The 11559-nt window shown below is 71.9% G+C and carries 8 protein-coding genes and 1 tRNA gene; 8 read left to right on the top strand and 1 reads right to left on the bottom strand.

What is annotated here, in order from left to right; all coding sequences use genetic code 11:
• The first annotated feature begins 14 nt into the window (after positions 1-14).
• The 5 genes from HNP84_RS55790 (at position 15) to HNP84_RS50735 (ending at position 5081) form a co-directional block, all read left to right on the top strand.
• Positions 15-116, top strand: coding sequence for a LuxR C-terminal-related transcriptional regulator (locus HNP84_RS55790; protein ID WP_281396547.1), 102 nt, complete (start codon positions 15-17; stop codon positions 114-116).
• Positions 117-222: 106 nt separating this feature from the next.
• Positions 223-1218, top strand: a complete 996-nt coding sequence (locus HNP84_RS50750) for an alpha/beta hydrolase (protein WP_221337784.1) — start codon at positions 223-225, stop codon at positions 1216-1218.
• Between the two features lie 176 nt (positions 1219-1394).
• Positions 1395-2354 carry an alpha/beta hydrolase gene (locus HNP84_RS50745; RefSeq protein WP_185057361.1) on the top strand — a complete coding sequence of 320 codons (960 nt, stop codon included), beginning with the start codon at positions 1395-1397 and terminating at the stop codon, positions 2352-2354.
• Complete coding sequence (locus tag HNP84_RS50740; protein WP_185057360.1) at positions 2351-3052, top strand: alpha/beta fold hydrolase; 702 nt, start codon at positions 2351-2353, stop codon at positions 3050-3052. Before HNP84_RS50745 ends, HNP84_RS50740 begins: the two co-directional genes overlap by 4 nt.
• Before the next feature lie 676 nt (positions 3053-3728).
• Positions 3729-5081 carry a cytochrome P450 gene (locus tag HNP84_RS50735; RefSeq protein WP_185057364.1) on the top strand — a complete coding sequence of 451 codons (1353 nt, stop codon included), beginning with the start codon at positions 3729-3731 and terminating at the stop codon, positions 5079-5081.
• A gap of 189 nt (positions 5082-5270) precedes the next feature.
• Here the strand turns inward: HNP84_RS50735 and HNP84_RS50730 are convergent.
• A tRNA-Leu gene (locus tag HNP84_RS50730) sits at positions 5271-5356 on the bottom strand.
• Positions 5357-5531: 175 nt separating this feature from the next.
• Between HNP84_RS50730 and HNP84_RS50725 the strand changes: the two genes are divergently transcribed.
• The 3 genes from HNP84_RS50725 (at position 5532) to HNP84_RS50715 (ending at position 10734) form a co-directional block, all read left to right on the top strand.
• Positions 5532-6839, top strand: a complete 1308-nt coding sequence (locus HNP84_RS50725; RefSeq protein ID WP_185057359.1) for a M20/M25/M40 family metallo-hydrolase — start codon at positions 5532-5534, stop codon at positions 6837-6839.
• 171 nt (positions 6840-7010) lie between these two features.
• Entirely contained in the window at positions 7011-7973 is a 963-nt protein-coding gene (locus HNP84_RS50720) for a hypothetical protein (RefSeq protein WP_221337782.1), read from the top strand.
• A gap of 646 nt (positions 7974-8619) precedes the next feature.
• On the top strand, positions 8620-10734 hold the full coding sequence (locus HNP84_RS50715) for a chaplin family protein (protein WP_185057358.1): 2115 nt from the start codon (positions 8620-8622) through the stop codon (positions 10732-10734).
• Positions 10735-11559 lie beyond the last annotated feature (825 nt).

Here is an 11559-nt window from a genome sequence, read left to right as displayed (position 1 = left end):
TCGCCGAGCGACTGATGCTCTCTCCTCGCACGGTCTCCTCCCATTTGTACAACGTGTATCCCAAACTCGGCGTCAGCAACCGCAACCAGCTCCGCCACCTGCTGGGCGACCGGTGACCGTCACGGCGGGGCGTCCGGCGTACACGTGTCCGTGGCCCTCGCGAACCGCGGAAGGCGCGGGCCCTGCTCGTTGACCACCATGACGACAGAAAAGGTGAGGCGTGTGAGTTCCGAGCCCGGCACCGGCCCAGGACAGCCCGACCGTTCGGACCTCGTCCTCGACGCCCTCGTCCAGCGGCTCCTCGACGCCTCGGCCGCGCCGCCCTACCTGCACCAGCTCGGCCCGCTCGACGGACGGCAAGCACTGCTGGAGATCCAGGGCCATGCGCACGAGGACCTCGGCGTGGACGCCGAATACGCCGTGGCGCCGGTGGGCCCTTCCGGGCTCACCGGCTTCTGGATCTTCCGGCCGGTATGCGCGGCCGGCCCTTTGCCCTTGGTCGTGTACCTGCACGGCGGCTGCTGGATGCTCGGCGACGCGCAGACCCACGCGCGCATGATCTGCGAACTCGCTGCCGCCAGCGCCGCCGCGTTCGTGGTCCCCGAGTACACCCGCACGCCCGAGGCCCGCTACCCGGTCGCGCTGGAGGAGTCGTACGCGTTGCTGACCTGGGTCGTCGAGCAGGCCCCCGGCCTGGATCTGGACGGCCGGAGGCTGGCGGTGGCCGGCGACTGCGCCGGCGCCACCATGGCGACGGCGCTCACCATGATGGCCAAGCGGCGCGGCGGCCCCCGCATTCGTGCGCAGCTCCTGTACTACCCGACGACCGCCCCGTACTGCGACACCGCGTCCCGGAAACAGTTCGCGTCCGGCTACCTTCTGACACGCGCGGCTTTGGAGTGGTACTGGCAGCAGTACATCGACGACGGCGGTGAACTCGCCGACCCCACCGCCTCGCCGCTGCGCGCCACCGCGGCGGACCTCGCGGGACTGCCTCGCGCGCTGGTCGTGTCGGCGGAGGCCGACGTCGTACGAGACGAGGCCGAGCAGTACGCCCGCATGCTGCGGGAGGCGGGAGTGCCGGTGACCTGCGTACGCTACCTGGGGACGATCCACGACTTCGCGTTCCTCGACCCGCTGCGTGACAGCCCGCCCACCGTGGCCGCGCTCAGGCAGGGCGGCCGCTTCCTCGAAGACGCCCTGGCCGACCGGCGCTGACACCGGCAGCCGGCCTTGCCCACCCGCGGAGGCGCCGGCTCCCGCTCTTCTCCCGGGCTGCCGCCGGCGACACGTCAGTCAATTTACTGATGTGTTCGAAAGGCCCGATTGCCAGGCTGAGGGGGCGTGACACCGCGGCGGCGACACGTCATCCACAGAGAGGGGAAGAGGCGAGGATGTCCACGCACAAACCCGTTCTTGAGAAGGCCGCGCTGGCCTTCACCGAGGCCACCGCCAACCCGCCCTACCTGTTCGATCTCGATCCCGCCGACGGCCGCAAGGCCGTGGACCAGGCTCAGACACCCGAGATCGAGGTGCCGGGCACCAGCAAGGAGATCCTCCCGGTCGCCGATGGGCTGACGGTGAGCGTGTTCCGGCCGGCGGGCGCGACCCCACCCCTGCCGGTGATCATCTACGTGCACGGGGCCGGCTGGGTGTTCGGCAACGACCACACCCACGGCCGTCTGGCCCGTGAGCTGGCCCTCGGTGTCGGCGCGTCGGTGGTGTTCGTCAACTACAGCCCCTCTCCCGAGGCCCGCTATCCGGTCGCGATCGAACAGGTCCACACAGCCGCCCGCTGGGTGGTCGAGCACGGCGCCGACCATGGACTGGACGCCTCCCGCCTGGCGGTCGCCGGGGACTCGGTCGGCGGCAACATGGCCATCGCGCTGACCTTGATGGCCAAGGAACGCGGCGGGATCCCGCTGGCCGCGCAGGTGCTGTTCTATCCGGTCACCGACGCCGCCTTCGACACCGGCTCCTACCACGAGTTCGCCGAAGGGTACTTCCTGCGCCGCGACGGCATGCAGTGGTTCTGGGACCAGTACACCACCGATCCCGCCGAGCGCGCGCAGATCACCGCCTCGCCGCTACGGGCCGGCCTGGAGGACCTGGCCGGACTGCCCCCGGCACTCGTCATCACCGCCGAGGCCGACGTGCTGCGCGACGAGGGCGAGGCGTACGCGAACAAGCTGCGCGCGGCCGGCGTGCCGGTCACCGCTGTGCGCTACCAGGGCATCATCCATGACTTCGTGATGCTCAACGCCTTGCGCGGCACCTCTGCCGCCGAAAGCGCCATCCGGCAGGCCATCGATTTCCTGTCCACCGCTCTGAAGACCGGCCAGGAGGGGTCATGAGCACCATCGTTCTCGTGCATGGGGCGTTCGCCGAGTCGGCTAGCTGGAACGGCGTCATCACACGGCTGCACGAGCACGACCTGAACGTGATCGCCGCCGCCAACCCACTGCGCGACCTGCCGGGCGACGCCGATGTCGTTGCGGGCGTGATCTCCTCCCTCGACGGCCCGGTCGTCCTGGTCGGCCATTCCTACGGTGGTCAGGTCATCTCTAACGCCGTCCGTGGCGACGACCGGGTCAAGGCGCTGGTGTACGTGGCCGGGTTCGCGCCTGAGGAGGGCGAGAGCATCGCCGAGCTGAGCAGCCGCTTTCCCGGCAGCACGCTGGGTGACACCCTGAACGCGGTCACGCTGCCCGACGGCAGCACCGATCTGTACATCCGTCAGGAGCGCTACCACGCGCAGTTCGCCGCAGACCTGCCGCCCGAGCGCGCCGCCCTGGACGCCGTGACCCAGCGCCCGCTCAACGATCGGGCGCTGCACGGAAAGTCCGCTCCGCCGGCCTGGCGGGACCTCCCGTCCTGGTTCGTCTATCCCGAGCTTGACTTCAACATTCCGCTCGCCGCGCACCGGTTCATGGCCGAACGGGCCGGCGCCCGCGAGCAGGTGGAGATCGCCGGCGCCTCCCACGCGTTGCCCGCTTCCCAGCCCGCCGCTGTCGCGGACGTCATCCTCACGGCCGTCCAAGCCGTGGCATGATCGCCCTCCCCGGGCCACGCCTCGGCCGCCGCGGGGATCGGTAGCTCGGTATCGGCGAGGTTCGGCGGGTCGCTCCTGGAGGGCGACCCGCCGAACCGTCTCTCATGCGCTCGTCGTTCTGTCTCCGGGCCGTGGGGCCGGCGCGACGAGGTCGCGCCTCTTTGCACCAGCGCGACCCCTTTGCAGCAGCGCGACCCCTTTGCACCAGCGCGACCCCCGACCGGGCCCTCCCCGCCTACGTCTCCGCGGACGGCCCGTTCTCCCTCCCCGGGATTCCAGGTGCGCCCACGCCGGACCGTGGGCCGTGCCACCAGGGCGGCCTCCTTGGTTGCACCGTCAAGGAAGTGAATACGGGATGGGCGGTCAATGGCCTGTTCGACAACGGCCGTGCTCCATAGCGTATGGAGTGTCAAGCCCTGCCCCCTTCCCACAGGTGGGAACGTTGCCGGGCGAAGGGTGCCCAGGGCGCCGAGCCGCCGTGATTCCCCGGCGGCCGGGGCCGAACGCCCTGGCGGACGGCCGTACGAACGATCCCGAAACCTGAGGAGACCTTTGCCATGCGTCCCCCCGGAGGAACGACGCCCCGTCCACTCATCGTGGGCGCCACGGAACCGGCCGGCATGCGCGCCCCCGACGCCGAGCGCATCGTGAGAGATCGGAGGCTCAAGCGGTGAGCATGCCTGTCCCCGGCCCCGCTGGGCTGCCCCTGCTCGGATCGGTGCTCGACCTGCGGCGCGATCTGATGAACACCTTCCTTCGAGCGCAGCGCGAGCACGGGGACGTGGTCCGCTTCACGGCCGGCCCGCCTGGTCTGCGCGCGGTGCTCTACGGCGTGTTCTCCGCCGACGGGGCGCAGCAGGTCCTCGGCGGCGACCCCGGTCGTTTCCGCAAGGACAACGTCTTCTACAACGAGGTCCGCGAGTGCGTCGGCAACGGGCTGCTCACCAGCCAGGACGCCGACTACCTGCGCCAACGCCGCCTGGTGCAGCCGTTGTTCACCCGCCGCCAGGTCGATCGGTACGCCACGGTGATGTGCGAGGAGACCCAGGCCACGATCGATCGATGGCGGGCCGCACCGAACCGGACGATCGACGTGATCGACGAGATGACGCGGCTCACGCTACGCGTCGTGGGCCGCGTCCTGTTCGGCGCGGATGTCGACGCCGCGGTCGATGTCGTACGGCGGAGTTTCCCGGTGATCGGTGAGTACACGCTGCGGCGAGGAAACGCCCCGGTGCGCGTCCCGCGCCAGTGGCCGACGCCCGCCAATCGCCGAGCCGCTGCCGCGCAGCAGGAACTGTACGCCCTGTGCGACCAGATCATCGCCGCCCGCCAGGCCGCCGGCGCCGGCGGTGACGATCTGCTCGGCCTGCTGGCGCGGGCCACCGGGCCGGACGGCGACAGCCTGGACCCCGCTGAGATCCGCGACCAGGTGCTGGTCTTCCTGCTGGCGGGGTACGAGACCACCGCCACGTCCCTGGCGTTCGCGCTGCACCTGCTGGCCCGCCATCCCGAGACACGGGAACGCGCCCAGGCGGAGATCGACGCAGTGCTCGGCGGACGCATGCCGGAAGCGGCGGACCTGGACGCGCTGCCGTACACGACCATGGTGCTCAAGGAGGCCATGCGCCTGTATCCGGCGGCTCCGGTGATCGGCCGGATGGCCGTCACGGACGTCGAGATCGGCGGACACCGGATCCCGTCCGGAGCGAACGTGCTGGTGAGTCCGTGGGTCACCCACCGCCACCCCGCGTACTGGGAGGAGCCGGAGCGGTTCGATCCCGAGCGGTTCACCCCGGAGCGGGAAGCGGCTCGGCCACGGTACGCCTGGTTCCCCTTCGGAGGCGGGCCCCGCGCGTGCATCGGCAGGCACTTCTCGATGCTGGAATCGGTGCTGGCGCTCGCCATGGTCCTGCGGACCTACGACCTCGACGCCGTGGACACCGCGGTTCCGCTCGAGCAGGGCATCACCCTGCGGGCGAAGGGACCCGCAAGGTGCCGTCTCACCGCGCGACAGCCCCGCCCCTGAGAAGGTGAGACCCGCGGGACGACAACCCGTCATACAGTGGCCGCCCGAAGACGTGCGGAGGCTGCTTCGCGGCGCTGATCCGCGGCACAAGGCCGACCTGTACGCGCAGATCGGCTTGCAGTTGACGTACGAGCCCGATCGTAAAACGGTGATCGCCCGAACAGAAGTCGGGCGATCATGTAGCAGTTGTGTCCGAGGGGGGACTTGAACCCCCATGCCCATCACTGGGCACTAGCACCTCAAGCTAGCGCGTCTGCCTATTCCGCCACCCGGACTGGTGTGCATGACGGGGGATGCGCTCCCTCGTCGGCGGACCCAGGTTAGCAAACTCTGGGGCGTGCGTCATACCGCGTTCGAGCGGGACCGATGCGTGGCGGGTGGGCGGGTGTGCCCGGACGTGGGTGGACGGGCAGGATGGGGCGCGACACGTAGCTGAGCTGAGGAGTCGGCATGACGAGACTCAAGGGTGAGGACGAGGTCGTCGAACTGTGCCGCGACCTGATCCGCATCGACTCGACGAACGCGGGCGACAACGCGGGGCCGGGGGAGCGGGCGGCGGCGGAGTATGTCGCGGAGAAGCTCGCCGAGGTTGGGCTGGAGCCGCGGATTCTGGAGAGCGACACGCGGCGGGCCAACGTGGTCGCGCGGATCGAGGGGGAGGACCCGGGGCGGGAGGCGCTGCTCCTGCACGGGCACCTCGACGTGGTGCCGTTCAACGCGGGCGACTGGACGCGGCATCCGCTGAGCGGGGAGGTCGCCGACGGGTGCGTGTGGGGGCGCGGCGCGGTCGACATGAAGGACATGGACGCCATGATCCTCGCGGTGGTGCGGCAGCGGCTGAGCGAGGGGCGCAGGCCGCCGCGGGACGTCGTGCTGGCGTTCACGGCCGATGAGGAGGCGGGCGGCAAGTACGGCGCGCAGTGGCTGGTCGAGCGGCACCCCGGCCTGTTCGAGGGGTGTACGGAGGCGATCGGCGAGGTCGGCGGGTTCAGCGTCAGCATCGGGGAGCAGAAGCGGCTGTACCTGATCGAGGCGGCGGAGAAGGGCATCGCGTGGATGCGGCTCACCGCGCGCGGCCGGGCGGGGCACGGTTCGATGCTCAACGCCGACAACGCCGTCACCGAGCTGGCGGAGGCGGTGGCGCGTATCGGCCGGTACGAGTGGCCGGTACGCCTCACGCCGACCGTACGGGCGTTCCTGGAGGAGACGTCGGCGGCGCTGAACCTGGAGTTCGACCCCGACAACGCCGAGGCCACCGTCGCCAAGCTGGGGCCCCTGGCCCGGATGATCGGCGCGGTGCTCCGCAACACCACCAACCCCACCATGCTGGACGCCGGCTACAAGGCCAACGTGATCCCGCAGGAGGCGACCGCGCACGTGGACGGCCGGTTCCTGCCGGGCTACGAGGACGAGTTCTTCCAGACGCTGGACGAACTGCTCGGGCCCAACGTGACCAGGGAGTTCGTCTACCACGACATCGCCGTCGAGACCGGGTTCGAGGGCCCGCTCGTACGCGCGATGGCCGACGCCCTCGTCGCGGAGGACCCGGGCGCGCACGCGGTGCCGTACACGCTGTCGGGGGGCACGGACCTGAAGGCGTTCAGCCGCCTGGGCATCCGCGGGTTCGGGTTCGCGCCGCTCAAGCTCCCCGCCGACCTGGACTTCTCGGGAATGTTCCATGGGGTGGACGAGCGGGTGCCGGTCGATTCGCTCCAGTTCGGGGTACGCGTCCTTGACCGGTTCCTGGACCAGTCCTGAGAGGTTCCGCGAAAAGCCGTTGCACTGACGATGAGTAGTGCTAACGTGACTGTCCGTTGAACAGGGGACCGTCAGGTCCCGCCCGTTCATCGCGTCGGCTCGGGTCGTTCCGGGCTGCTTCCGGCGGCGGTGGCGTGCGGGCCTGCTTTACGAGCCTGAGGAGGTCACGTGGTGCGCACGCCTGCCTGGCAGCGCGACGGACGGTCGTCCGCCGTCGCGCGGCGCGTCCTCGTGACCGAATCGGATCCGGCCGAGTCGGAGCCGACCGCTTCGGCGTGGATCGCTTCGGCGTCGGTCGGTTCGGCGTCGGTCGGTTCGGAGCGCGCTGCTCTGTGTGAGTTCGCGGCCCGCCGGGGTCGTGTCATGCGGCGTGCGTCCGCGGTCTGCCATGCCGTTCGGCGGGCGTCCGTGACCTCGTGGGGTCGCGGCGCCGGGTGGGCCGGTTCCGGTCGCGCTGCTCGTCTCCCGCTCGCGGCCGACGCCGGCCACGAGCACATCGCGCACGAGGATGTCACCGTCCGGGCAGACCGGAGGGCGTGGTTCGCGGCCGATGGCCGGCGGACCCTCGTGCGGGCGGTCGCCCTCGGCGCTCTCATGGCCGCCGGCTGGCTGATCGCGGTCCTCCTCGGCCTGCTGGCCGGGGCCGCCCCGGCCTCCGCCGACACGTTCGCCGCCCGCGATGCCGGCCACACCGGCATCGCGGCCGCCGTCGCTCCAGACGGCGGCATCGCCGAGGCGGCGACGACGGGTGTCGGCGACGGCGGGGACCGGCCACCGTCCGGCGGCCTTCCGGCGGAGCCCGGGATCGACGGGTTCCCCTTGATCGGTGGCATCGCCGCCGCGGGAGAGTCCGCGGCGGGCAACGCCGAGGCGATGGCGGGGCGCGGCGTGGACGGGCTGACCAGCCAGTCGACGCCGGTTCTGCCCGCGCCTTCCACCGCCGACGTCGGCGCAGGCGCCGACGGGTTCGTGCCTCACGGCGGCGGTGGCCCCGGCCAGTTCGGGCCGGGTACGGGCGACGTGGCCCGGTCGACGTACGACCCCCACGTCCTGGTGCGGCGCGCTCCTCTGGCCGCCGTGCTGCCCCCGGTCGTCCGCACAGCGGCGGACGAGCCTTCGTTCTCCCCTGACTGAGCCCGCGCATCCGATCCGGCACCGCCGCGAGGCGGGCCGGGCCATCGAGACCGTGCGCTCGCAGGTTCGCGTCCGGGCGCAGACCGGCCTCACCCGCACGCGGGGTGTGCACCACCGCTTCCACTGCTCGTGGTGCCCCCACTCGTCGTCCGTGGTTCGCGCGGCGCACCGCATCGGCCCTCATCAGGGTGATGCGGGGCCGAGGCGGCGGCGGTGCTCACGCTCTGCCGCCCCACCGCTCCCACAGCCACAGCCGTACGCACGCGTGTGCGGTGCGCAGGCCGCGTACGGATCGCCACAGGTTCGCGTGGACGGAACGGGCAAGGGCCCGGTCTGGCCGCGGGTGTGACCCGCGGGCATGACCGAACCTTCGAACCTCCGTACCTCCGTTGAGGGCCGAGGGCCTCCCGGTCCTTGCCCGGCACGCCCTGCGGCACCCGGCTCGCCGAGACGCCGGGCTGAACGTCAGCCCGAATCGACCATCGAACGATCGAACCATCGATCAACGATCCGGCGATTCACCTTCTCACCCTCGTACCGGCCCTGACGGCCTCCGCTGTGCGGGTCCCCGATCCGGGTCCCGCCGGGCCCCGGCCGCGTACGAGACGTCAGGTAACCCCCCAAAGAACCACATAGGAGCATGTATATGCGTACGTGGACGAAGGGCAAGGCTCCCGCGGCACTGCTCGCGGTGGCCGTCATGTCCCTCGGCAGCGGTACGGCCGTCGCCGACACGTCCGGCAACGGCGGAATCGGCAGCGGCAACCAGATCGACCTGCCGATCTCGGTGCCGATCGACATCAGCGGCAACTCCGGCAGCGTGCTCGGCAACTCGGTCGCCGACTCCGAGGGCGGCGCCACGGTCCACAACTCCTCCCCGGCCGGCACCGGGAACCGCACGTCCGGCAACGGCGGCGTGCTGAGCGGCAACCAGGTGAACGCGCCGATCAACCTCCCGGTGAACGCCTGCGGCAACGCCCTGGCCGTGATCGGCAACTCCGACGGGAGCTGCAAGGGCGGCGCGGCCGTGCACAACACCGGCAAGGGCGGCTCGGGCGGCAACCTCACCGACGGCGACGGCGGCGTGCTGAGCGGCAACCAGATCGTCGCCCCGATCACCGCCCCGCTGAACGCCTGCGGCAACGCGGTCGCGATCTTCGGGAACGCCACGGCCGGCTGCAAGGGCGGCGCCGTGGTCAAGAACACCGGCCGCGGCTCGGGCGGCAACTACACCTCCGGCACCGGCTCGGTGCTCGGCGGCAACCAGGTCGTCGCCCCGATCACCGCACCGGTGAACATCTGCGGCAACGCGGTGGCCCTGGTCGGCAACGCGTTCGCGGGCTGCAAGGGCGGTGCGACCGTCTCCGACGGCCCCGGACGCCCGAAGGGCCGCTATGCCAAGGCCACGACCAAGCGGCACCTGCAGGGACCGGGAGGCAACGACACCGACGGCCGCTTCGGCGTCGGCAGCGGCAACCAGATCGTCATCCCGATCACCGCCCCGATCGACATCTGCGGCAACGCGGTCGGCAACGCGACCGCGGGCTGCGTCGGCGGCAGCACCGTGGACAACGCCCGGGGCGGCCACGGCGCGGGCGGCAACCGTACGTCCGGGATCGCGGGGGTGCTGTCGGGCAACCAGGCCGTGGCCCCGATCACCGCGCCCGTGGACATCTGCGGCAACGCGGTGGCCCTGGTCGGCAACGCGTTCGCGGGCTGCAAGGGCGGCGCGTCGGTCTCGCGGAACGCGCACGGCGCGGGCGGCAACCGTACGTCCGGGATCGCCGGGGTGCTGTCGGGCAACCAGGCCGTCGCCCCGATCACCGCGCCGGTGAACGTCTGCGGCAACGCGGCGGCCGTGCTCGGCGACGCCGCGGCGGGGTGCCTGGGCGGCGCCCGCGCCGGCGACCCGCTGCCGGGCTCCCGCGGCCCGCTCTTCAAGCACGGCAAGACGATGGTCAAGGGGCCCAAGGGGCACGACTCCGGCTCCCTGCTGCCCGAACTGCCGATGGTGCCGTCCGTGGGCACCCTGAACGGCGCCCCGGGCGCGGCGGCGGTGACCGGCAACGTCCAGCAGTTGCCCGAGCGGCTGAAGAGCGTGCCGGTCGCCTCCGGGATCTCGGCCGACACGACCAATGGCTCCGGCCTCACCGGCGTCACCGGCCTGACCGAGACCGCGGGCCTCGCCGGGGTCGCCGACGTGGCCAAGGTCGGAGATGTGGCCAAGGTCGCGGATGTCGCGAGCGTGGCCGACACGGCCGGCCTGGGCGGGGTGGCCAAGCAGGCGGGCCTGCCCGACCCCGGCACGCTGACCGACGTCACGACCGTCACCAAGGACCTCGGCCTGCCCGAGCTGCCCGGCCTCCCGGGCCTGCCCGGCGCCCCCGCCAAGCCGCACACCCCAGTGAAGCCCGGCAAGCCCGCCAAGCCCGGCAAGCACGGCAAGCCGGTGACCAAGGGCAAGAACGCCAAGCCCGCCAAGGTCATGACCGCCAAGGCCCCCGAGGGCCACGAGCCGGCCTCCGGCCCGCTGTCCGTCGTCAACCCGGCCACCGACCTGGTCCGCTCCACCCCGGTCGGCCAGGCCGTCGAGCAGACCACCGCGTCGCTCCCGGTCGGCGGCCTGATGAGCGCCGAGCAGCCGACCGGCCTCACCGGCATGAACCCGAGCGCCCTGGTCGCCCTCATGCTGGGCGCGATGTTCGCCGCCTCCGCCACCCTGTTCGCCACCGCCCGCCGCATCCGCTTCGGCCGGAAGTGACGAGGCCGGGATCGGCGCGGCCGGCGTAGCGCGGCCCGGTGGTAGCACGGCCCGCTGGTGGTGCGGCCCGGTGGTGGCACGGCCAGCGGTGCAGGGCCCGGTAGCGACCGGCAGCCGGTGACGCGGCTCGGCAGTGGGCGCGCTCGGCAGTGACCGGTCGGTCGCGATGCGGCCCACGCCCGTGCGGCTGACGCCGACAGGGCCGGGCCAGGTAGGCGGGCACCACGCCAGATCATCACCAGACGCTCTGTCGCCCCGCACCACAACGACGCGGGGCATGACGGAGTAACCACTTTGCCCGTTCCGGGGGCGCGGCCCGGGACGGGCAAAGTCATGTCCGGGGGAGGAGGGATAAGCGGGGACTCCTGGCGTGGTCGGCAGCTCGGGGTGCCGGTGTGCGCGGGGTGGCTGGGAAGTCCGGGAACGCCGGGAAGGCTGGGAAGGTTGGGAAGGTTGGGAAGGGCCGGGGTGGCTGGCAAGGTCGGGGTGACTGGGAAGGGCGGGGGCCGGGGAAAGGCTGAGGGGCGGGAAGGCCGGGGCAGGGAAGGCTACCGAGGGCGCGGGGCGGGCGGGCGACCCGCCGTGGCGACCGGCACTGACGCGGCACCTGATCGCCGTGCGTCCGGTGGATCCCGCCACGGCCTCTGCCGATGCCCTCCCGGCAGGTGGCCGGGGATGCGGGGCGTGCGGGCACGCCGGCTTCGGCTGGCGCACCTGCGGCTGGGGACGTGGTCACGTCCACGGACGTGGTGTATGAGTCGATCTCCGCGTGATCCTGTTTCTGCAGGTTAAGCGGTAAGTGTCTGCGGAAGCGGGTTCTGAGTG

Source organism: Thermocatellispora tengchongensis (genome assembly GCF_014202315.1).
In the GTDB taxonomy this organism is placed as follows: Bacteria; Actinomycetota; Actinomycetes; order Streptosporangiales; family Streptosporangiaceae; genus Thermocatellispora; species Thermocatellispora tengchongensis.
This window is presented reverse-complemented; position numbering and strand designations above follow the sequence as displayed.

Coding starts and splice junctions, on each gene's coding strand:
- HNP84_RS50725 (WP_185057359.1), top strand. CDS start 5,532: ATGACGAGACTCAAGGGTGAGGACGAGGTCGTCGAACTGTGCCGCGAC.
- HNP84_RS50715 (WP_185057358.1), top strand. CDS start 8,620: ATGCGTACGTGGACGAAGGGCAAGGCTCCCGCGGCACTGCTCGCGGTG.
- HNP84_RS50740 (WP_185057360.1), top strand. CDS start 2,351: ATGAGCACCATCGTTCTCGTGCATGGGGCGTTCGCCGAGTCGGCTAGC.
- HNP84_RS55790 (WP_281396547.1), top strand. CDS start 15: ATGCTCTCTCCTCGCACGGTCTCCTCCCATTTGTACAACGTGTATCCC.
- HNP84_RS50735 (WP_185057364.1), top strand. CDS start 3,729: ATGCCTGTCCCCGGCCCCGCTGGGCTGCCCCTGCTCGGATCGGTGCTC.
- HNP84_RS50745 (WP_185057361.1), top strand. CDS start 1,395: ATGTCCACGCACAAACCCGTTCTTGAGAAGGCCGCGCTGGCCTTCACC.